Genomic DNA, 22,726 nt, shown 5'->3' on the forward strand with positions numbered 1-22,726 from the left:
TTATTCGTAGTGATAAATGAATTCCTGGCCATCTGTACTGATACTCAATGTGGTCACCGGTTTGCCCTGCAAAGTGGCCTGCAACAACTGGCGGCTCACCGTGGGCAGCAAGGTGTTGCTTAAAATAGTGCCCACCATGCGCCCGCCCGAATCAGCCTCGTTACAGCGCATCACAATGCGATCGATGACCGAGTCATCAATATGAACAGCCATTCGGTGCGTACTGGCAATGCGTTGCTGGATTCGGTTCAACTGCAAGCGAACAATGTCGGCGAGTATCGCGCTGGAAAGCGGGTAATACGGCACCACGTCGAGTCGCCCTAGCAAAGCCGGTGGAAACACTTGCAACATGGGTGCCCGCAAAGCCTGAACGAGTTCCTCGGGCGCGGGCATTTTTTCGGTGCTCAAACCCGCTTTGCAAAGTGCCATTAATTCCCGGGTTCCCACATTGGTGGTCAGCAAGATCAGCGTATTGCGAAAATCAATTCGACGCCCTTCTCCGTCTTCCATCCAGCCTTTGTCAAACACCTGAAAAAACAATTCATGGACATCGGGGTGGGCTTTCTCGACTTCATCCAGCAACACCACGCTATAAGGTTTGCGGCGCACAGCCTCGGTCAACACGCCGCCTTCCCCATACCCCACATAACCGGGTGGTGCACCTTTCAGTGAAGACACAGTGTGTGCTTCCTGATATTCGCTCATGTTGATGGTGATTACGTTGTGCTCCCCACCATACAAATTCTCGGCCAGTGCCAATGCGGTTTCAGTTTTTCCCACACCCGATGTGCCCGCCAACATGAATACGCCCACTGGTTTGTTGGGATCATCGAGGCCGGCGCGATTCGTTTGAATACGGCGTGCAATGGTGTCCAGCGCATGGGGCTGACCTACAATTCGTGCGCCCAAACCGTGGGCCAGGTTCAATACATTTTCAATTTCGTTGCGCACCATGCGCCCCACGGGAATGCCAGTCCAGTCTGCCACCACACCTGCCACACACTGCGCATCCACCTGCGGGTGAATCATCGGCTTCTCGCCCTGCAAGGTTTTGATTTCGCATTCGAGCAATTTCAACTTCGCAAGCGTGGCCTGCGTGGGCTCGGCGTTTAAGTCACTGACCTTTTCCATTTCAAGGCGCAAGTTTTGGAGCGCAGTCAAAATCTGTTTTTCATTGGTCCATTGCGCCTTCAATTGCTCAAGTTCAATGGCCAGCGTTGTCTGGTTCGCCTCAATTTCAGCCAGCCGAATGGAATGCTCTTGTCCAAAAACCGATTCCTTGTTGATGGCTGCGCGTTCAATCTGCAAGGCCTGTAATTTATTCTGAATCAACTCAATGGGTGCAGGTATGGCATGCTGCGAAACAGCCACCCGTGCGCAGGCGGTGTCAAGAAGACTGATCGCCTTGTCAGGCAATTGCCTTGCAGGAATGTAGCGATGCGACAACCTGACGGCGGCCTGCACTGCTTCATCCAGCAGAAAAACGCCGTGGTGAGCCTGCATGGCTTGAGCCAGCCCGCGCAGCATGTCAATGCCCTTGGCCTCGGAGGGTTCTTCGACTTGCACCACCTGAAAACGACGAGTGAGCGCCGGGTCTTTCTCGATGTACTTTTTGTACTCCGCCCAGGTGGTCGCACCAATGGTTCTTAATGTGCCGCGCGCCAACGCGGGTTTGAGCAAATTGGCAGCGTCGCCGGTTCCCTGATTACCGCCCGCCCCCACCAGTGTGTGTACTTCATCAATAAACAAAATGGTGCTTTGCTCGCTGGCCTGTATTTCGTCAATCACTTGGCGAAGTCGCTGCTCAAACTCGCCTTTCATGGATGCGCCAGCCTGCAACAAACCCAAGTCGAGGGTCAACACGCGCACCCCTTGCAAGGCAGGTGGAACCTCACCGGCCACCACTTGCAGGGCAAACCCTTCCACCACCGCTGTTTTACCCACCCCTGCTTCCCCGGTAATCAGCGGATTGTTTTGCCGTCGGCGAAGAAGAATGTCAATGATTTGCCGCACTTCGAGTTCGCGCCCACACACCGGGTCAATTTCACCATTGCGCGCCTTCCCGGTGAGGTCAACGGTGTAACGGGCCAAGGCCTCTTCGCCGCCAAGCTGGGCGGCATGCATGGCCCCGCTGGCTTCGCCGGGTACTGCACCCTGCGGCAAGTCGACATTCAACAGTGCCTGCTCGGCAGAATGCTCAACAAGGTGTGCAAAATTTTCGCTGAGTGCAGCCTCTGGAATTTCTTTGAAGCGGGGTGAAATTCTCAGCAATTCCGGCAACAAAAAATCGGTTTTCAACAAAGCAAGCAGCACATGGCCGGTGCGCACCTTCTGTGCCCCATACAGAAGCGATGCGTACACCCAAGCCCGTTCCACTGCATTGGTAATTGATTCCGAGAGATCGGAAATACCTTGTGCACCGCCGGGCTGGCGCTCGAGGGCACGCTGAACATCGGCCAGTACCATGCCAACGTCCAACTCAAAATGACGAAGAATGTGGTGCCAGTCGCTGTCATCCTGATGAAGAATTTGAGCCACCCAATGCGTCAGTTGAACGTACGGATTGCCGCGAAGTTTGCAAAGCACTGTTGCACCTTCAACCGATTTGAAGGCGATGGGATTTAGTTTGGCAAACAGCGACACACGGCTGATGTTGCTCATGTAGAACTCCGGAACAAGGAAGAATGAGAGGGAACTGCAGGGCACTTCACGCGAACGGTTGCCGGTTGCTGTTTGCGCAGGTGGATCTGCATTTGACCAAGCCATGCGGTGCGGCCTAGTTGTGCCCCGCCGTTCAGGCGAGCGCGTGGAATTTGGTCTGGATTCACTTGAAGCTCGAACTCACAATCGAACTCCAGCCCCAGGTAAGCATGGCTTGCCTGTATAAGGCGCATGCGGCCTTCGGTGGCTGGCAGCCATTGCGTGTAAGCGCTATACGCCATCGGGCCTATATCAATTTTGATCTTGCTTTGGGCACACCTTACCTTGCTGCCCAACATGGCCCCGCGCCCAAGCGCCAAGGCACCCGCCTGCACAGGCAGTTGCAGCCACTGCGCTTGAAACGGAACAATGCGCACAGGCAAACCAGTCAAGGCATACAAGCTGCGGGCCAAACCTTCCTGGGTTTTGGTGCGCCGGGTAAAATGCCCCGCCAACCCTGCACGGAAATGGGTGGGCAAAGCCTCACGGCCCCAGCTGCTTGACACGCCATGCCCAAGTAAACAGTTGAGGTGCTGCGCAAAAGGATTGAAAATACTTCGGTGATACGCAATGTGCGGCTGCGACTCAGCCCACGCCCTGTAAAAAAGCAGATAGGCCCGGTGGTGAAAAATATCCAGAAACTCGGAGAACGTGGGGTCATTGCACTGATGAATACGTGTGTACGCATGCTCTGTGAAATGCAGGGGCAAAGCGCCGTTGGGGCCCAGTAAACCAAAGTTTTGAACAAACAGCTTCCGCACTGCCCCCAAGCGCCCGGCCTGAATGGTTTCCTCTCGCTTGAAGTCTTGCGTGGCAAAATCAAGGAAAGGGCGCTGGCCCAGACGCACGGGGTCGTCGCGCAGGCGCAATGATTTTCCCAGCAGCGGTTTGCCACAATTGGCATGCTCAATTTGCCGCAACAAGGCAAAGAAATTGGGCGCTGGAGGAATGGGCGTGTTCATGCGCTGAAGCCAGACTACAGCAAAGGCCGGTTGCCCGACCTGGCAGGAAAATCAAACATTGCCCCTGTGCTTTGTAAACGCACCCGGGTTTGTACAAATGAATTCACCGACACATGGGCTGCAAGGTAGAAGGCCAGCACGCTGCCCAATACCAAGACCCCACTGCCCTGCAGGGCGAGTTCATCGAGTGTCAGCGTGACTTGCAGGCCACGCACCACTGCCGGCCTTCCCTGACGGACAACACGCGATACCGTTGGCTGCGATTCAACCGCCACAATGGCGCGGGCGATGTGCTGGTGAGCTTGCTGCGCTGGGTCAGCATGCAAGGCCAGCAACTGGGTCAACGCCAGTGCCTCCTGATCAACCAGGCCAAGGTAATTCAAAGACAGGTGCTCAATTAATTGCCAGCAACTTTGCCCGCCGTACATGGCTGTTTTCGGTCGACTGGGGCCACGTAAAAATCGAATGGACTGCACCGGCAAATTGCCAGGCCAAACCAGATCAGTGGGGCCTTGCCCAACCGGCATCAACAGTGGTAAATCACGATTGGTGCACAAAGCCTGTACGGCAAGCTGGTCAAGGCCATGTGTTTGGACCAGTTCTCCGGTGGGCAAGGTGAGGCCCAGGTACACATCGCTGCCTGAGTAAGAGGAACGACCGCCCTCCCGCACCTGTTTCTCAGACAGCAAGGTAGGCGCACGCCGATGCATATATCGGGGTGAATCGCGGTGAGCAAGCGCGGCACTGCACAAATTGGCGTACAGGGGCGGCACTTCCTGCACCTTGTTGTGTCCGTACCCTTGCACACTCAATACCGAGTGCACTTCAAAGTCGTGAGGTTTGCTTCGATTGGGCTGTACATGCACTTCATGCACACGTTCGTCGAGCAGCACCCTGTCACAACTTTGCTCGAACAGATTGACCACAGGCGTGCAGTTCAAGGCCAGTGAATCGACATCGACTGCCCGGTCAAGCTCGGTATTCACATTGTTAAAGCAGAAGGTCAGCTCGAAGGTTGACTGTTCGCACGTGGCCAAAAAACGGCTTAAACCCTGAACCCGAAAAAACAGGAAACGGGCTGGAAAAGCAAAAAACTCCTGCAGCAAACGCATGCCGCTGAACTGGTTTGAATCTGCAGGCAACAAGGCTTGAGACTCATCAAAGCCCATTGCTTTGATACAGGTGGCAGGCAGCCACTGCCAATTACTTTGCGCAGGCGTGCGTAGACCAACCGACACGGTTTGATAGCACAGCCTTTCAAACAAGGTGTACGCATATTCATCGCCACAACTGACATGAAAGTCGAGTTCGTCCAAAGGCAAACCGGAAAGTGCGGATTGTGTGCAATGCGTCAGGGTGACCTGCAATGCCGACCGTGTATGCACGCCGCCTGCCATTTTCGGCGCGGGCCCTTTCAAAGGGCCATGTTCAATTGCCTTGACCACCAAAGGCCACAAGGTGACCGTATGGCCAACCCTGAATTTGCAGGGTGTTTGAATGCCTTTGGCCACCTGGCTTTGCAACACCGTACCCGCTTTAAGTTCAATGCCTTTCTTCAAGGCAATATCACCGTGGTTTGGTGTGAGCTGAACCACACCCATGGCAGGCACCGGCGCGAGAAAATTGGGGCTGATGCGGTTTAACAATTGCTCGGTGAAGCGCGGAAATTCTTCGTTCAACCGAAGTTGTACTCGGGCGGTCAGGAATGCAAACCCCTCAAGCAGCCTTTCTACATACGGGTCTTGAACCTCGGTCGAATCCATCGCAAGGCGCGAGGCGATTTTTGGAAAGCGCGCAGCAAACTCGGCCCCTGTGTCGCGCACATGGGCAAGTTCCTGGGTATAAAACTGAAGTAAGCGCGGATCCATAGTGCGTTGATACTCGCTGTTCAAAAACCGGACAGCGGCAATAACAAAACCTTGCCGGTTTCAAGGTCAACCTCGGTGCGAAGCATTAACTCAATGGGATAAGGCTGAGCCCACAACAAACCTGAAATTCGCAAACCAATGACATTGTGCAAATGCATTAAACCTTGTTGGGTTTCTGCGGTGACTTTCAATGAATGCCCGTCAATTCGAGGTTCGAATCGCCGGATGAGATTGGCCACGGTGTGTTCGAAATCTCTCACGTCGATCATGGACGCGATTTTCCCGGCAACCGGGGGCATGCCATAGGCCAGCACCGATTCATTCAATCGCGAATGGTGTGCAAGGCTTTCACTGTCAAGCACACGTGTGGCATTCAATAATTGCTCAAGATCCCGCAGCACAAGCTGGCGCAGTGCTTCTTTGGTAATGAATCGACTGTTGGCGGATTCCGTTTCACTTGTGGGTTCATCGTCCTGAAGACGATCCAGCAAAGCGGGCTGCAATGCGTCTCGGGACTTACTCATACACGTCAATGTAAGTGCAGGCACCTGCTTTTAAATTGGCTGCGGACTTGGGGGTATACAACACCTCGATTTCCTTGAAGGCGATCGAGAATGATTCGCTGACCTGGCGACCATCGCTTGCACTGCCTGCAATTTCATAGTCGCAAATACGTGCTTTGCGCAAGGTAATGCGCAAGTAGTCAATGGTTGCAAGACCACCGGGATCGCGACAAGTGAGCACCACTTTGCTTAGCAATTCTGCGGACTTCAAAGCGCTCATGATTGCCGTGGTGGAACTGTCAATCGACTTTTGTATGTTCAATGTTCGCACCGAGGCTTTGGATGCCAGTTGCGACGACGAATGGACTTGTTGGGACATGCCCCAAGACCAAGCTGAAATTTCTATTTCACCCACATGACCACTGACCTGGCTTTCCCCCTGGACAGCCCCTTGGCGGGAACCGTCCAGGGCCAGGAACATATCGACTTTCGACATTGTGTTTCCTGGCTTTCCGATTACTTCTCGGAGTTGGTTGCGATATTGAATGTGGCTTCAACCTTGCCTTCTGGGCCACCGTCTTTTTTCTGGGGCACATACACGTAACTGAACTCGGCAAAGTTCAGGGTCACGGTTTCTGTCAAACGGTCTTCTCCGCCAGAGCCACCTTGACTGACGTTGGAGATAATGACGTCTTTCATGGTCAAGACCACATATTCCAATGGCTTTTCACCCGCCTTGCGCACGGTCAACACCGCTTCGTCAAAGTGCTTGCCATTGCAACATGCCTTGATCAGGTTTGGCGTGGACTTGTCGATGTACTTGGTGATGCTGATGTCTTGTACGCTAACTTTGCCCGCGCCACCGCCACGACCCACATGCGTTGTACCTGATTGGGACATGCCCCAGCTCCAAGCAGCAATGTCAATTTCCTTGGCGTGTACGCTGTCTACGGATTCGCCATCTACACCCTTGATTTTCAAAAACATGTCTACTGACATTTGATTCCCTCTGTAATTGGTTGATTAATAATTCAAGTTTTTAAGACGCTTTGGCGGATGGCAACTTGCTGACCAAACGCAAAGACACGGTGAGGCCCTCTAGCTGGTAGTGCGGGCGCAAATAGAATCGGGAGGCATACATGCCGGGGTTGCCTTCGATTTCTTCAACAACCACTTCGGCTGCAGCAAGCGGGCGAGACGCTTTGACCGCCTCGGACGAATTGGCGGGATCGCCATCGACGTACTGCATGATCCAGTCTTGCAACCAGCGCTGCATGTCTGCACGTTCCTTGAACGAGCCCACCTTGTCGCGCACGATGCATTTCAGGTAGTGCGCGAAGCGACAGGTGGCAAACAGGTAGGGCAGGCGCGCAGCCAGCTTGGCATTGGCTGTTGCGTCCGGGTCTTCGTACTCGGCTGGTTTGTGCAAAGACTGCGCACCAATAAAGGCGGCCAGATCGCTGTTCTTTTTGTGAATCAGGGGCAAGAAACCGCTTTTGCTGAGTTCGGCTTCGCGGCGGTCCGAGATTGCAATTTCAGTTGGACACTTCATGTCCACACCGCCATCGTCAGTGGGGAATGTGTGTGTTGGTAGATTGGGCACTGCGCCGCCCGATTCAATGCCACGAATACGAGAGCACCAGCCATATTCCTTGAATGAACGGTTGATGTTCACTGCCATTGCATAGGCAGAGTTCGCCCAGGTGTAGCGGCTGTGATCGGCCAGGCCGGTGTCTTCCTCGAAAGCGAATTCTTCAACCGGATTGGTTTTTGCACCGTAGGGTTGACGGGCCAAAAAGCGTGGCATGCTAAGGCCCAGGTATTTTGAATCGTCGGCATCGCGCAGGCTGCGCCATGCTGCGTAGTCGGGCGTTGAGAAAATCTTGGTGAGATCGCGCGGGTTGGCCAGTTCTTGCCAGGAGTCCATTTGCAATGTGGCAGGCGATACCGCAGACAAAAAGGGTGCGTGTGCGGACGCGCTGATTTTTGACAACTCGCCCAACATTTCAACATCGGGTGGCGAATGGTCAAAGTAGTAGTCGCCAATCAGGCAACCGTAAGGCTCGCCGCCAAACTGACCGTATTCATGTTCGTAGATTTTCTTGAACACCGGACTTTGATCCCAAGCCACCCCCTTGTAACGTTTCAAGGTTTTGGCCAACTCGGTTTTAGACACGTTCATGAAACGGATTTTCAGAAACTCGTCGGTTTCGGTGTTGTTAACCAGGTAATTCAGGCCACGCCAGGCACTTTCCATTTGCTGAAAGTCTGCGTGATGAATGATTTCATTGATTTGAACGGAGAGCTTTTGATCAATGGCGGCAATCATTCGTTCGATGGAGTCGACCACATCGTTGCCCACCAACTCGACGCCCTCGAGCGCTTGCTGCGCCAGGGTAAGCACCGCTGACTCCACTTCTGACTTGGCTTCGTCGGTTTTCGGTTTGAATTCCTTTTGCAGGAGAAACGAGAGTTCGCTGCCCTCGAGTTCGATCACATCGAGCGCACGGTTTTGCAATTGTTCAGACATGATTACTCACCTTGGGTAGGGGTTGAGAGGCTTTTCAGCAAGGCCGGGTCAGCAAGCAGCTTGGCCAACAGTTCTTCAGCGCCGTTTTTGCCGTCCATGTAGGTCAGGAGATTGGACAGTTGCTGACGCGCCTCGAGCAATTTGCGAAGGGGCTCTACCTTGCGGGCAATGGCAGCAGGGCTGAAGTCGTCCATGGACTCGAATGTGATGTCGACTGCCACATTGCCTTCACCGGTTAAGTGGTTGGCCGCGTGAAAGGCGACGCGCGGCTTGATGCTTTTCATGCGGGCATCGAAGTTGTCCACGTCCACTTCGAGGAAGTCACGCTCGGCGACGGGCGCCAGTGGCACTTCGGATTTGCCGGACAGGTCGGACATGACCCCCATGACAAAGGGCAACTGGACTTTTTTTTGTGAACCGTACACTTCAACGTCATATTCGATTTGCACGCGGGGTGCACGATTGCGCCCTACAAATTTTTGTCCGCTCATTGGTTTATCTCGCAAGTAAGAAGAATGGTTAAATGCAGGGCGACTTTAAGCATCTTCCTGCTCGAGAGAATCGGGATTGACTCCCATGATTTTTGCCACCTCGGCCAGGGCTTCCGGTGCAAGGTCTTTCATCAACTGCATGAAGTTTTTATCGATCAGGCGACGCGCCCTTTTTAAAAGGAGCTGTGCCGGGTTGGTGGGCTCGGCCTGCTCAAGGTAAGTACACACCTGATCAATGGCTGCCAAAGCCTGCGCACGGGATTGAATACCCGCCTGCGCCACTTGGCGACCCGGCTCGCTTGACTCGCACAAAGCACTGAGTGGTGTGGGCTCGGAGTTTTGTTCCATTTCAGGCTCAGGCGCAGGGTCAGGCAGGCAGGACAACACATGGGTCAGCAGGCGCTTGAACTCTTGAAGTTGAGGCAAGCGGTCGGAATCCACATACAAGGCCAAAGCAGCCAGAATTTTTTTCAAGGCGGCCTGGCTGCCAAGCAACACGGCACGCAGCGCCTCTGAATTACTTTCCGGTGAACGAAAAAATTGCTCGATTTGTTCTCGCGAGACAGGCACCTCAGTACCCGGTGAGTTGCCTGTCAGCGCTTCGAAATCTTTCAGGCGAACATCGCCGATTCGCGGATTTCGCACCACCACGCTGTTGCGCAACGATTGAAAGAATGAACCGCCAAACCCCAAGCTCTCGATGACATTGATTCGTGCATAGGGGTCACCTTCCTCAAGCGGCGGGTTGACTGCAAGCCAGGCGCTGTCGAGCAGGTGGGCCAGTGCATTTAAACCGACAGGCAAAGTTTGCAAACCGTGGAGGTTCAAGCGCGACTCTGCCCACAACACCACCAAACGCAGATCTCGACTGCGTTCGAGCAATTGTTGTGCGCCGCTTTCTACGGCGCTCCAGTCGGGTAGCGTGGCCGGTTCAAATTGGGTTTCAGGCTTGCCACGAGCCACTTGTTGCAGTTCAAGAAAAGCATTGTCGTATTCAAGATTGGGGCCGCAATCGCCTTGTGAAAAAGGTGAGGCCCACGACGGCAGCTGCAACGCTTCTGGTTCGGTGGATGCTGTCGAGAGTGATGAGAAATGAAAAGCTGACACGTTGCGCTGAGGCCCTAATGGTAAAACCATGCGGGACTCTAGCAACGGAAGTTGAAGTTGGCGATTGGTCTAACCTGACAGCAATCACCACATCGGGTTAGAGAGGGATGGGTGTTAACCCACCTTGCGACTTAGCTCGCGCAGCAACACCCATTCTTCGGCAGAACTGGGATGAACTGCGATGGTCCGATCAAAATCGGCTTTGGTGGCACCCATGGTGTAAAGCACACCCAGCAGTTGAATCATCTCGGGCGAGTCATCGCCCAGCATGTGAATGCCGACCACACGATCGCTTGCATCGTCAACAAGCAGCTTCATGTAGGTTTTCTGTTCACCGCCCGAGAACTTGGTTTTCATGGGCGTGAATTCAGTTTCATAGACACGGGTTGGTGCTCGCTTGGCGGCCTGTTCTTCGGTTAAACCCACGCTGCCAATGGGTGGCGAGGTGAAGGTGGCTGTGGGCACACTGGTGTGGTCAACAGTGAGATTTTTCCCGTTGAATTCATTTTCTGCCAAGGCGCGCCCCTCAGCAATTGCGACCGGTGTAAGGTTAACGCGGTTGGTGACATCGCCCACCGCATACACACCCTTGATACCGGTTTGGCTGTACTTGTTGACTTCGATTTCACTGGCAGGGCCGGTGCGCAGGCCAATATTCTCAAGCCCCATACCTTGTGTGTTGGGGCTGCGGCCAGTGGCGTTCAAAACGAAATCAAACGCATGGGTATTTGCAGCAGTTTGAAGTTCGAAGGTGCTGCCTTGTTGATTCAATGATTTGAAATCGGTGTCGGGATAAAGCGCAATGCCCTGCAGTTTCATCGCTGTGACCAAACGACTGCGAATGCCCTCGTCGAACCCACGCAAGGGCAAATCGCCGCGATAAAACACGGACACTTCAGAACCGAGACCACGCAAGATACAGGCGAATTCGAGCGCAATATAACCCGCACCAATTACGCCGACGCGTTTGGGTAAGGTTGAAAGATCCAGCAATTCGTTGGAGGTTGCCGCCAGTTCAAGACCCGGAAAAGCGCTGCGGTTGGGTGCTGCGCCACTGGCAATCAAAATGCGTTGCGTATTTAAGGTTCGATCGCCCACTTGTACTTCGGTGGTGGACTTGATGACACCGTGTCCGCGAATGGTTTCCACACCACTGTTTTCAAGCATGCGGGCATAAATGCCCTCAAGCCGGTCAATTTCCTTGCCCTTGGCTTCTTGCCACTGGGCCATGGAAAATTCGGCTTGGGTCACTTGCCAACCCGGCTGCAAACCTTCGCGCAGGGTTTGTCCAAATTGCGCGGCATACATCATGAGTTTTTTAGGCACACAACCACGAATGACACACGTACCGCCCAGGCGGCTGGATTCAATGAGCGCCACTTTGGCACCATAACTGGCGGCACGGCGGGCGCTGGCGACTCCGCCTGAACCACCGCCGATGACGACAAGATCGTAAGGTGTGTTGGGTGTACTCATTGAACTCTCCTTGGGTGCTGCGTTGGAGGTTTATTGTACCGCGAGGAGATTGAGACGATCTTCGCGGATGACTGTTGAGCAGAACTTGAAGGGTCACTGCTTCGGTTTCTTGCCTACTCGGCGTGGGTTGCTTGCTCTGCATGTCACTGGTGACTTTTGATCTGAACTTGAAGGGTCACCGCTGCCCGAAAACTTGGCATATCGGCTTGTCAGCTTGAGCCTGCACTAAGCCAAGCCCTCCAAAAGTAACGGTCGGGTCTTGGCTTTCGCGCCGGGCGCGATTGTTTGTCTCGGCGCGCCAAGCCGGCAAGTTTTCTGACTGGTCATCGTGCGACCACTTGCAAGTTCAGCTCAGCGTCACCTGCGCCAGCGTCTCTCCACCACCGTGCAACTCACGGCTGTGTTCTGGCCCAATCGGCGGCGGTGTTTCGATCGCCTCGCCTTCAAGAAAACCTGCCCGTTTGAATTCACCCGCCACGGTCGGCCATCGGCCGGCACCGAGACTCGGCCCGCCCTTTTGCCGAGCGAGGTGAGTCAGGGTGAATCTCAAAAAGGGATATACAGGTTTTCAGGCGAGAGATCGGAACCCAAGCTGGTTGGGCTAAAAAACCAGCCGCTGAGTAAGCTTAAATTAGCCCAACCGCCACGCATGGTACTTACCCAACCACACCAGCACTTTCTCCGGTGCATGCGCACGCTTCCACTCGCCGGCCGCGTACTTGTTGGCTTCCGCCAGTGTGGGGTAGGTGTGTATGGTGCCCAGAATTTTGTTCAAGCCCAAACCATGTTTCATGGCCAACACAAACTCGGCGAGCAAATCGCCAGCATGTACACCTGCAATGGTCACGCCCAGAATTTTGTCTTTGCCGGGCACGGTCAGGACCTTCACCACGCCGTGCGCGTCGCTGTCGGCAATGGCGCGGTCGAGATCATCAATGCCATAACGTGTCACCTCAAAAGCAACGCCCTGCTCTTTGGCATCCTGTTCATTCAAACCCACACGGGCTACTTCAGGATCAGTAAAAGTGGTCCATGGAATCACCGAGTAATCGGCCTTGAATTTTTTAAGGTGACCAAACAAGGCATTCACTGATGCGTACCAGGCTTGGTGCGCAGCCACATGCGTGAACTGGTAAGGACCTGCCACATCGCCTGCTGCGAAAATATTCGGGTACAAGGTTTCAAGGTATTCGTTGGTGACCACAGTGCGGTTGGTTTCAATGCCCAGTTTTTCAAGGCCATAACCAGTCAGGCGCGCTTTGCGGCCCACGGCACAAATCACATCATCAAACTCGATTTCAACGGTGTTGCCGTTGTGTTCAGTCACCAATACTTTTTGCTCGCCACGACGCTCGAATCGAACCGCTTTGTGTTGGGTCAGAATGTTTACACCGTCGGCACGCATGCTGTTTGCGGCCATTTCAGAGATTTCAGGGTCTTCGCGCATCATGATTCGATCAGCCAGTTCAACCTGGGTAACCTGCGAGCCCAAGCGGGCAAAAGCCTGGGCCAGTTCGCTGCCAATTGGGCCACCGCCCAGTACCACCAAGCGCTTGGGTAGTTCATCGCGTTTGGCGAATTCGTCCCACAAGGTGTCGCTGGTCAGGTAACCGCTGGTTTCAATTCCGGGCAAAGGTGGCACCACGGGTTGGGCGCCTGCGGCAATCACAATGCTGCGGGCGGTCAAACGGCCGGTCTCACCGCTGTTGTGTTTGATTTCTACGGTCCAGGGATCAACCAGGGTTGCATAACCTTGCACCACATCCACGCCCAAGCCGGTGTAGCGTTCAACGCTGTCGTGCGGTTCAATGGCTTTGATAATGTCGTGCACGCGAGCCATGACCGCTTTGAAGCTGAAGCTGGGCGTTACAGCATGCAAACCGTATTTGTCGGCATGGCGCATTTGGTGAGCCAGTTTGGCGCTTTTAATAATGGCTTTGGAAGGCACGCAACCAAAGTTCAGGCAGTCGCCGCCCATTTTGTGGGCCTCTACCAGCGTGACTTTGGCCTTCACTGCGGCGGCAATATACGAGCTGACCAAGCCAGCAGCACCTGCACCAATTACCACCATGTTGCGGTCGAACCTGGCAGGCTTTGTCCACTTGGCGTACACCTTGCGGGCCTTGATTTTGTCGGTGATCTTTTTCGCGATTAGCGGGAATATGCCCAACAACACGAATGAAAGAATGAGGCCCGGCGAAAGAATGCCTGCGAGGCTGTCAATTTTTGCAAGCTCAGTGCCTGCATTTACGTACACCACGGTACCAGCCAACATGCCAAGCTGACTGACCCAGAAGAAGGTGAAGGCCTTCATGCTGGTCAGCCCCATGAGCAAATTGATCAGGAAGAACGGGAACACGGGCACCAGGCGCAAGGTGAAAAGATAAAACGCGCCTTCTCGCTCAACGCCCTGATTGATCGCTTTCAGGCGGTTGCCAAACTTGGCCTGCACTGAATCACGCAGCAGGTAACGCGCACCGACGAAGGCCAGCGTTGCACCAATGGTGGAGGCGAAAGAAACCAGTATCAAACCCTGCAGCAAACCAAACAAAGCGCCTGCCGCCAATGTCATGACCGCAGCACCAGGAATTGAGAAGGCGGTAACAATGACATACGCTGCGAAAAACACGCCTGCAACCAGCCAGGGCGATTCGGTCTGAAATTCGCGGAACTGTTCCAGGCGACCTTTCAGGCTGTCGAGGGTTAAGAGGCTGTGCAAGTCGAAAGCAAACACGGCCACGACAGCTGCAACGATTAGCAGCAGAACAATTTTTTTCATTTCAATTCCTTGGTTTTTCTACGCAGTGTGTTGCCAATCATGCATGGTCTGGGCAACTTGTACAGATAGTTTCGGCGAGTCGTACAAAAAAGTTACCTCGATATTGAAAGATAGTCGCGTTAATCTAGGGCAATTGCATGACAGACACATTTTGACCATGAGCCAAACCATACATTCAATTTTTATTAGTCACGGTGCCCCCAATTACGCACTGGAACCGGGCTTGCCTGGGCAAGCACTTGAAGCATTGGGCCAGCAACTGATTGCCCAGGGCACCCGTGCGCTGATTGTGCTTAGCCCACATTGGCGAAATGCCAAACTGGCAGTGACCAGCCACGAGGCACCGGTGATTGTTCACGACTTTTACGGTTTTCCCAAAGCGTTGTATGAACTGAAACCTGAAATTTGTGGCGCACCTGAAGTGGCCGCGATGTTGGCCACCACGTTGACTGAAAAAAATCTGGTGACAGAACTACGCCCCCAACAGGGTTTTGATCACGGTGCCTGGGTGCCTTATATACACTTGTTTCCAAACGGTGGTCCACCCATGATTCAACTGAGCATGCCAGTGGACTGGACCGGCGAAACTGCCTTGAATGTGGGTGCTGTGGTGGGCGAGTTTGCGCGCGAACACAATGCCGTGGTGGTGGGCAGTGGCAGCCTGACCCACAACTTTGACGACATGGACATACACGCCGCCAAAGTGGGCGATGCTATGCAGTCGCTAAACCTGGCCTATGTGAGCGAGTTCAATGCCTGGATTCAGGAACGCCTTCAAGCAGGCGACGGCAAAGCCATTGCACGCGCAGAATTTGATGCCCCGCATTTTGCACGTGCCCACCCAGACGATGACCATTACCTGCCGCTGCCATTTGCCATGGGTGCCGCACCCAAGAACTTCAAGGTGGATGTGTTGCCCGAGGACGTGCGTTACAAAGCCTTGTCGATGCAAAGCTTTGTGTTCACCGGATAATTAACTTGGCTTGTTTTTAGGAAAGCTGCGTGACACTGCAATTGATGGTTTCAGGCAGCACGCCATCTTGAAGCGCTTTTTTCAGTGACTCCACACCGCGATCCCACAGCGGCACCTGTGCAGGCTCACCCTGCACGGTGGGCACAGTCAACGGGCCTTCTGCGGCCTGGTTCAGTGCGCGCATCAAATCAAAGTGCCGCACCCACACCCACTGGCTGCGTTCAATGTCGACGCACTGGCGAGCTTGCGCGATTTCATCAACCGATTTGAATGGCACCTGCGCAGCATATAAATGAAACGGCACGCCGGGTGAAATTGAAGGGCCTTTGAGCTGACTGATGTCTATCTCGGTACCCGTATATGCGCAATTGGATTCTTCGGTGAATTCACGCAGGGCCGTTTGCGCAGGCGTTTCTCCCTGCTGGGCGCTGCCACCCAATGTGGCCCAACTGCGGCGCGCCGGGTGCGGATCAAACGCCATCAAATGCAGCGCCTCGCCTGCCACACAACTGTAGGCGATCAAGCCGGCTGGCGGCGCATTGGCAGGGGAACACGCAGCAATTACAAACAGTGCAGGCAAAACGAAAAGCAAACGCATTGTTGAGGTGGTCTTGATGAATATTAAGGCCCCATTATCGCTTGCCTGGATGACACCTTGCGCGGTCAGGCACCCATCCAGCCCAATGCGATTGCAGTCAGCACAGTTGATACACCTGCCGCATAAATGGTTTTAAGCTTTCCAGTCATTTTGATGCTCTCCGGAATCATTTCATTGCACACCACGAAGGCCATTGCACCCGCTGCAAAAGCCATGGAAGCGGGGGTTCCCAATGCCCAGGAATCGGCGGTAATTACACCCAAGCCAGCGCCGATTGGCTCGACCAAACCAGTGGCCAGTGCTGCAAGGGCGGCAAGCGCTTTGTGCACACCGATGCTCCACAAGGCAGTGGCCACAATCAAACCTTCAGGAATGTTCTGTAAACCAATTGAGAATGCGGTGCCCGAGGCACCATTCAAGTTGCCCGCACTGGCGCCCACGGCGAACCCTTCAGGCACATTGTGCAAAGCAATGGCAATGGTCATCAACATGGCCATGCGCAGGCGTTCACGGCCCGCCATTTCAGGCCCCGCCACGGGGTGTTCATGTGGCAAGGTTTGATCCAGCACCGTCATGACCCCGTAGCCTGCGGCAGTGGCCACCAGCACAACCATCAGGGCACCTTCGGTTTGAATGGCAGGAATAAACAAAGACATGACTGCGGCGGCGGCCATCATGCCACCTGCGATCGCAATAAACAGACCCAGGCCTTTGTCATCAATTTTTTTCATGACCAACAAGGCCATACCGCCCAAGCCAGTGGCTGCACCAGCAATGGTCGACAATTCAACTGCCTGCAACTTGGCGGGGCTGGCCGCAATGTATTGGATGGCCGCCCACACAGCCGAGGCACCCTGGGTAAGCGTGATGTACAAGCCCAAAGCTGCGATCAAAAGGCCGACCGCACCGCGCACTGCGCGAAAAACGTCGAGTTGCTGTTGATCGGCGATGTTCAGACCCACAATTTTGGTCATTTGATGAAAACTCATGACGGGCTCCTGTGCTTCAAAGGCTTGAATACACATTGAGTTTGCCCGACAGGGTTTTATTCGTCTAACGGATAATTTCTTTGAAGTTGATCGGATTTACCGATTATTGGCGCAGGTGCGAAAGCCAGACAGCACGTCTTGGCGATCGGGTTGAAAGTAATTGCGGTATTTGGGGTGAACCATTTCAGCCGAAGTGGCCCAGCTGGCACCTTTCAAGACCTTTCGGTCGTGAAACCAGGGCTTGGAGTAGTCAACATAGGGATGCATTTCAAACCCGTCGAATGGCAAAAACGTGCAAGAAGTCCATTCCCACACCTGCCCCCATTGCAAATTGGGTTGGGTGTGCGCCGCGTATTCCCATTCAGCTTCCGTGGGCAACCTGCGGCCTGCCCACTGGCAGTAGGCCTGGGCATCCAGCCAACTGATGTTCTCGGCTGGCGCATTCAGGTTTAACGGCGTTTGCCGACCATAGCCAAGGTCGACCCAGCCGCCTTTTTCAAGCGCAACAAAAGCTGGCAACTCGTACTTGGTGGCTTGAACAAATTCCAAGTATTGCGCCCAGCTGACCGGGCGGGAATCGATGGTGAACGCTTGCAACTGAACGACACAGGCTGGCACCTCATTGTCGAATGCAAAACCCCCACCTTGCCAGCCAAGGGTCCACTGGCTTGCAGGCAGATTCAGTTGACCCGATTCGCCGCATTGCTGCACACCAGGGCGGCACGCGTTGTTCTGGCGCAGCGGGATGTTCAGCAACTTGGCCATGAAAACTGCTGCTTCGTTGTGCATTTGTTCATGCAACACACACAGGCGGAAAAAATACAGGTACTGATCGGCTTTGCCGGGGTTAGCCGCACACAAAACGTCGGCTTGCTCAAGCAATTTCAAGGTGTCTTTCAAACACGCCGCCAGGTAATTGCGCGTGCCTTGCAGATCGGGCAAACCAATTTCCCAGCGGGTGTCGTGCGCAATGGTGCTTGAATTCAGACGCGCATCGGCATTGAACAGGCGCGAATCCAGCTTGGGTGCATCGGGATTGCACTGCACACCCAAGGCCCAATCGGGGTTGCGAGCCAGCCACCAGTCCTGAAACCAGGCCACGTGGCACAACTCCCAAAGCGGTGGGTTCAATTCTGGGCGGCGGGGCACTTTGCAGTCAGAACCCAGTGCCGCCACGTAGTCTTCAAGCAAACCCAGGGTGCGTTCGCGCGTGCGCAACAAGGCATCGCGAAGAAACGCGGCATTTGCTGTTCGGGCCAACTGGGCTGGATTGGTGCGGCTGTTCACAAGGGGCACTGCGTTGATTGGGATACGATAAGTGTACGACAAATGGATACAATGAAAGCAATCGGAAATGTCGATCAGTAAGGAATGAACACTCTGAACACTCAAGCCACCGCCCTTTCATTGAAGCAGCTTGGCTATTTGCTGGCTGTTGCTGAAACCCTGAACTTTACCCGGGCGGCCGAGTTGTGTTTTGTGACGCAATCTACTTTGTCGGGGGGCATTGCCGAACTGGAACGCACGCTGGGTGTGCAATTGGTGGAACGGGACCGCCAACGCGTGGCGCTTACACCAGTGGGTGTTGAAGTGGCACAGCGCGCGCAGAGTATTTTGTCTGCCAGCCGCGACCTGGTGACCCGCGCGCAAATGGCTGCTGACCCCGCCAGTGGCGAGTTTCGCCTGGGTGTCATTCCGACCATTGCGCCATTCATCTTGGGCGACCTGTTGGGCTGCGTTAAAAACCAGCTGCCTGACCTTGTACTACGAGTGCGAGAAAGCCAGACCGCTGCTTTGTTGCAGGAACTGGAACAAGGGGCACTGGATGCGGCAATCATCGCCCTGCCCGTTGAGCTGGGCAAACTGCAAGCCTTCACCTTGTTTGAGGAAAAACTGCGGCTGGTGGCCCACAAAAATGACCCAATGTGCAAGGGCGGACCTGTGGCACTGCGCGAGGTGGACACACGCCGAATGCTGCTTCTGGAAAAAGGACACTGCCTGCGTGACCACACCGTGTCGGCCTGTAGTACCAGACAACGGAACACTGAAAGCGATGAAAACAGCCTGGTGGAAGCAAGCAGCCTGAACACCATGGTGCAATTGGTGAATTCAGGCTTGGGCTGCGCACTGTTACCCGACATGGCAATTAAGGCTGGGCTGTTGAACAACACGGAGGTTCAGATAGTCGAGCTGCGCTCGCCTGTACCCAGCCGGCAAATTGCGTTGGTCACGCGCCGCAGCCACCCCAAACTGAATTTCATCGATAGGGTTCTGTGCCCAATTTTCAAAGGCGACCACGCCAACTAAACGAAGGAGATTCAACCATTTCCATGCTTCTTTTTAACTGGTATGATCAGTTGACCAGTTAAATAATTTGTTGCTTTTTGAACAGGCAAGTCATGGAAAATATTCAGAAAATCTCGATATCTGAACAGGTTTACACACAACTTCGCGATCGAATTCTTAAAAAGGTATTACCAGTTGGTGCAGAGCTTCCCTCAGAGCGGGAGCTGTCTGAAACCTTGGGCGTGAACCGGGGCGCTGTTCGGGAGGCGATTAAACGACTGCAACAGGCACGCTTGGTTCGGGTGCGCCATGGTGGTGCCACCCAAGTTGAAAACTTCGAGGCTGAAGGTGGCCTGGAACTGCTACCCAGCCTGATGGTAAATACCCACGGCCAGGTGAACCTGGAAGTGGCCCGCGGAATTGTCGCCTTGCGCAAGGCACTGGCACCGGTTGTGGCTGGGCAGGCTGCCTTGCAGGGCGGAAAAATACTGGCTGAACAACTGAAACCGTTGATTGCCGAAATGCAGAACACCCAAGAACTTCCAAAACTTCAGCAGCTCGCCTTTGATTTTTGGGCACGGGTGGTGCAAGGCAGCGGCAATGTGGTGTTCAAACTGGCCTTTAACTCAATGAATCAAACCTACTTGGCGGCCTGGAATACGCTAACGCTGGTGATGCAGGACGAATTTCGTGATGTAGAGACCCTTGCCCAGCTTGCGCAGGCCATTGAAACCGGGGAGCACAGGCGTTGTGAAGTACTGGCGCGCCAACACGTGGAACTGGGCAGCCGCGCCCTGAATGCCGCACTGGGTCAACACTGACAAACGGAGACAAACATGTTGGGAATTCCCTTGGGCCTGTTGACCGCCAATGCTGTGGAATGGGGCATGCACAAATATGTGCTGCATGGCATGGGCAAAAAGCGCGGCACGTTCTGGGCCTTTCATTTTCATGAGCACCACAAGGAAGTGCGTGAGCACGGTTATTACGATCCGAACTACGAGCGCTTTCCGCTGGGCATGCATGCACAGGGCAAGGAAGCCTGGGCCTTGATTGCCAGCGCCGTGGCAGTGGCCCCGCTGTTTCCGGTGGCGCCATTTTTTGTAGGCACCTTGTGGTACAGCAGCCTGAATTATTACCGGGTTCACAAAAAAAGCCACATGAACCCGGCCTGGGGTGAACAACGCGTGCCTTGGCATTATGACCACCACATGGGCAACAACCCAAGCGCAAACTGGTGTGTAACCCGGCCCTGGTTTGATTACATTATGGGCACCCGCGTGTTTACAGAAGATGGCACGCGCGAGGACAACGTGCTTGGGCTGAAACGGATTCCCCCCTGGATTAACAAACTGCTGCCCAAACCCGAATCACTGGGCAGCTTCGCGTCAAAGCTAGCAACACGGCGTGCTGCTTAAGCCTGTGACATAATCGGTTCACTACAAAAAGGAGAACTGAATGGGCTTGTTGATATTGGTCGCTGGGTTGGTGCTTTTTCTGGCCATGCATGCGACTCGAATTCCAGATGACCAACGCAGATCAGGGATGATCGCGCGGCTTGGCAAAGGCAAATACCGGGGCATTTACACCGCGGTGTCTATTGTTGGGTTGGTGCTGATTGTGGTGGGTTATGGGCAAGCGCGCCTGGACCCGATTTTTGTATGGAACCCGCCTGCGGCCATGCGCCACATTGCGGCACTGCTGATGCTGGTTTCATTTGTGATGTTGGCGGCCTGCTACGTGCCCAGCAATCACATCAAGGCAAAGCTTCAACACCCCATGACCTTGGCGGTCAAAGTGTGGGCACTGGCCCATTTGCTGGCCAACGGCACACTGGCCGACATCATTTTGTTCGGTTCATTTTTGGTGTGGGCGGTGTTGCTGTTTAAAACAGCGCGCCGACGTGCCATTCCCATGGGTTTTGCAGGCGACGGCCCCACCAAGGTGGGGACGCTGATGACTGTGGTGGTGGGTGTGCTGGCCTGGCTGGTTTTCGCAGCCTGGCTGCACGTTCATTTGATCGGCATTAGCCCGTTTAGCCGGTAACTTGGTTACAGGTACCAGAAACACAAGGCGGCCACCGCCGTGGGCCCCAAAGCCCCGGCGAGCAAACCACCTGCTGACACCGCCTCGCCAGGAAACTGGCGCTTGAGCAGCGACAAACCGGCCGGGTTCGGTGCATTGGCAATCACGGTGAGGCCACCACCTGCAACCGCACCCGCCACCAAGGCGTAACGGAAACTTTCTGAAGTGCCCTCAATCAATGAGCCCAGATAAGTCAGCGCCGCATTGTCGGTAATGGCGGTCAGCGCCATAGCGGCCACGAATAATACGCCATCGTCGAGGTCGCTTACTGCAGGCTGCAACCACCATTGCTGCATGCCACCCAACACCACCAAACCGGCGAGGAAGAATGCAACCAGCAGCCCCTCTTTCAGGAGAAGTCGCGACTGGAAGGTGCTGTAAGCCGCTGTAAAACCCAGGAAAAACAGGAAAATACCCATAAACACGGCTGGATGGTGCGCAAAAAACACGACTCCACCCAGAAAGGCAAGGTGAACGACCATGGCCCACCAAGGCACCGGGGCCAGTGGTTTGCCGTCTTCACCCAAGGCCTCGGGTGTTTTGACTTCAGCACCCAAATGTTTGGCTGCAAAGAAGATAAATATGGTTGCGTTGATAAACACGCCAATTGCCGCTTTCCAGCCAAAATTAACCATCATGAAGGGGGTATCCCAACCCCATGTGCCTGCCACCATCAACACAGGTGGTGCCGCAAACGAGGTAAGCACGCCACCGATCGAGATGTTCACGAACAACACGCCCAAGCCCCAATAACGAACGAAATTGGGCACGGCCTTTGAGAACAGCACGTCGCGAAGCAACAATGCGGCCAAAGTCATGGCGGCGGGCTCGGTGATGAAGCTGCCAAGCAGCGGCACCATGAACAGGCCCAGCCAAGTGAAAGCAACGCCTTTGTTCACAGGCATGAGTTTCGCCAAACCTTCCACCAGCAGTCGGGATGCATCGAGCACAGGTCGGCTGGCCGCGACCACCATGATCACGAACACAAACAGGGGTTCGGTGTAATGGCGGGTGTCGACGTATTCAACCGCCGAATCCAGATTGACGGAAAACGCCATGGCGATCACCAGGAACAAAGCCCAGATACCGAATACAGCCTCGACTTCACCCAGCAGGTGAAACAAACCGCTGTGGTGTTTGCTGTGGTGAGCCAGGCGTTCAAAGTAGCTGGCTGAAAAAGTGTGAATAAGCGCGCCGGCAAAGAGAAAGGCGGCAATCCATTGAATGGTTGTTGCTGTCATGTCGGTGGTCTTTTTGTAAGTTGGAAAGGACACTGCCCCGGCTTGCTTTGCAATCGGAATCAGTTGGCTTAATAGCAAGAGCCTATCACACCATTAAAGTTCCCCGAATTACGAATATTTCGGGAAAAGTTCCCTAGG

Annotated in this window: 21 protein-coding genes; 5 read left to right on the forward strand and 16 right to left on the reverse strand. The window is 54.4% G+C overall.

From position 1 onward, the window contains the following. The 12 genes from tssH to ACVL1J_RS01605 form a co-directional block, all read right to left on the reverse strand. Positions 1–2,661 carry a type VI secretion system ATPase TssH gene (gene tssH, locus ACVL1J_RS01550; RefSeq protein WP_341237138.1) on the reverse strand — a complete coding sequence of 887 codons (2,661 nt, stop codon included), beginning with the start codon at positions 2,659–2,661 and terminating at the stop codon, positions 1–3. Continuing rightward, the gene (gene tssG / locus ACVL1J_RS01555) at positions 2,658–3,662 is read right to left on the reverse strand and encodes a type VI secretion system baseplate subunit TssG (RefSeq protein WP_341237139.1); all 1,005 of its coding nucleotides are present in this window, start codon (positions 3,660–3,662) and stop codon (positions 2,658–2,660) included. Before tssG ends, tssH begins: the two co-directional genes overlap by 4 nt. 14 nt (positions 3,663–3,676) lie before the next feature. Beyond that, positions 3,677–5,530, reverse strand: a complete 1,854-nt coding sequence (tssF, locus tag ACVL1J_RS01560) for a type VI secretion system baseplate subunit TssF (protein WP_341237140.1) — start codon at positions 5,528–5,530, stop codon at positions 3,677–3,679. Positions 5,531–5,550: 20 nt separating this feature from the next. Continuing rightward, entirely contained in the window at positions 5,551–6,054 is a 504-nt protein-coding gene (gene tssE, locus ACVL1J_RS01565; protein WP_201301380.1) for a type VI secretion system baseplate subunit TssE, read from the reverse strand. Continuing rightward, positions 6,047–6,529, reverse strand: coding sequence for an Hcp family type VI secretion system effector (locus tag ACVL1J_RS01570; RefSeq protein ID WP_159567966.1), 483 nt, complete (start codon positions 6,527–6,529; stop codon positions 6,047–6,049). The genes tssE and ACVL1J_RS01570 overlap by 8 nt, the downstream gene beginning before the upstream one ends. A 20-nt stretch (positions 6,530–6,549) precedes the next feature. Further along, positions 6,550–7,032 carry an Hcp family type VI secretion system effector gene (locus ACVL1J_RS01575; protein WP_159567965.1) on the reverse strand — a complete coding sequence of 161 codons (483 nt, stop codon included), beginning with the start codon at positions 7,030–7,032 and terminating at the stop codon, positions 6,550–6,552. A gap of 40 nt (positions 7,033–7,072) precedes the next feature. Further along, complete coding sequence (gene tssC / locus ACVL1J_RS01580; RefSeq protein WP_341237141.1) at positions 7,073–8,563, reverse strand: type VI secretion system contractile sheath large subunit; 1,491 nt, start codon at positions 8,561–8,563, stop codon at positions 7,073–7,075. A 2-nt stretch (positions 8,564–8,565) separates the two neighbouring features. Continuing rightward, positions 8,566–9,054 (reverse strand): type VI secretion system contractile sheath small subunit, encoded by a 489-nt coding sequence (gene tssB, locus ACVL1J_RS01585; RefSeq protein WP_159567963.1) that lies wholly within the window; start codon positions 9,052–9,054, stop codon positions 8,566–8,568. 45 nt (positions 9,055–9,099) lie between these two features. Beyond that, the gene (locus ACVL1J_RS01590) at positions 9,100–10,191 is read right to left on the reverse strand and encodes a type VI secretion system protein TssA (protein ID WP_341237142.1); all 1,092 of its coding nucleotides are present in this window, start codon (positions 10,189–10,191) and stop codon (positions 9,100–9,102) included. Between the two features lie 84 nt (positions 10,192–10,275). Then, complete coding sequence (gene gorA, locus ACVL1J_RS01595) at positions 10,276–11,637, reverse strand: glutathione-disulfide reductase (protein ID WP_159567961.1); 1,362 nt, start codon at positions 11,635–11,637, stop codon at positions 10,276–10,278. 346 nt (positions 11,638–11,983) lie between these two features. Next, positions 11,984–12,115, reverse strand: coding sequence for a hypothetical protein (locus tag ACVL1J_RS01600; RefSeq protein WP_394673299.1), 132 nt, complete (start codon positions 12,113–12,115; stop codon positions 11,984–11,986). Positions 12,116–12,268: 153 nt separating this feature from the next. Further along, on the reverse strand, positions 12,269–14,416 hold the full coding sequence (locus ACVL1J_RS01605) for a dihydrolipoyl dehydrogenase family protein (protein ID WP_341236975.1): 2,148 nt from the start codon (positions 14,414–14,416) through the stop codon (positions 12,269–12,271). A 157-nt stretch (positions 14,417–14,573) separates the two neighbouring features. On the opposite strand from ACVL1J_RS01605, the gene ACVL1J_RS01610 reads away from it, so the two are divergent. Then, the gene (locus ACVL1J_RS01610; protein WP_341236974.1) at positions 14,574–15,389 is read left to right on the forward strand and encodes a DODA-type extradiol aromatic ring-opening family dioxygenase; all 816 of its coding nucleotides are present in this window, start codon (positions 14,574–14,576) and stop codon (positions 15,387–15,389) included. A gap of 16 nt (positions 15,390–15,405) precedes the next feature. Here the strand turns inward: ACVL1J_RS01610 and ACVL1J_RS01615 are convergent, their stop codons facing one another. The 3 genes from ACVL1J_RS01615 to senA form a co-directional block, all read right to left on the reverse strand. Beyond that, positions 15,406–15,987, reverse strand: coding sequence for an NUDIX domain-containing protein (locus ACVL1J_RS01615; protein ID WP_341236973.1), 582 nt, complete (start codon positions 15,985–15,987; stop codon positions 15,406–15,408). 65 nt (positions 15,988–16,052) lie between these two features. Next, positions 16,053–16,976 carry a ZIP family metal transporter gene (locus tag ACVL1J_RS01620; protein ID WP_341236972.1) on the reverse strand — a complete coding sequence of 308 codons (924 nt, stop codon included), beginning with the start codon at positions 16,974–16,976 and terminating at the stop codon, positions 16,053–16,055. Between the two features lie 96 nt (positions 16,977–17,072). After that, complete coding sequence (gene senA, locus ACVL1J_RS01625) at positions 17,073–18,263, reverse strand: selenoneine synthase SenA (protein WP_341236971.1); 1,191 nt, start codon at positions 18,261–18,263, stop codon at positions 17,073–17,075. Positions 18,264–18,347: 84 nt separating this feature from the next. Between senA and ACVL1J_RS01630 the strand changes: the two genes are divergently transcribed. The 4 genes from ACVL1J_RS01630 to ACVL1J_RS01645 all read left to right on the forward strand — a co-directional run bounded on the left by ACVL1J_RS01630 (position 18,348) and on the right by ACVL1J_RS01645 (position 21,308). After that, positions 18,348–19,283, forward strand: coding sequence for a hydrogen peroxide-inducible genes activator (locus ACVL1J_RS01630; protein ID WP_341236970.1), 936 nt, complete (start codon positions 18,348–18,350; stop codon positions 19,281–19,283). A gap of 92 nt (positions 19,284–19,375) precedes the next feature. Then, a complete protein-coding gene (locus ACVL1J_RS01635; RefSeq protein ID WP_341236969.1) occupies positions 19,376–20,083 on the forward strand; it encodes a FadR/GntR family transcriptional regulator in 708 nt (235 codons plus the stop codon). Positions 20,084–20,098: 15 nt separating this feature from the next. Further along, a complete protein-coding gene (locus tag ACVL1J_RS01640) occupies positions 20,099–20,680 on the forward strand; it encodes a hypothetical protein (RefSeq protein ID WP_341236968.1) in 582 nt (193 codons plus the stop codon). A 40-nt stretch (positions 20,681–20,720) separates the two neighbouring features. Beyond that, complete coding sequence (locus ACVL1J_RS01645; protein ID WP_341236967.1) at positions 20,721–21,308, forward strand: NnrU family protein; 588 nt, start codon at positions 20,721–20,723, stop codon at positions 21,306–21,308. Positions 21,309–21,313: 5 nt separating this feature from the next. On the opposite strand, the gene ACVL1J_RS01650 is transcribed toward ACVL1J_RS01645, so the two are convergent. Further along, positions 21,314–22,588, reverse strand: a complete 1,275-nt coding sequence (locus ACVL1J_RS01650; protein ID WP_341236966.1) for a putative Na+/H+ antiporter — start codon at positions 22,586–22,588, stop codon at positions 21,314–21,316. Positions 22,589–22,726 lie beyond the last annotated feature (138 nt).

The organism is Limnobacter sp. G6BE5S (assembly GCF_058448965.1).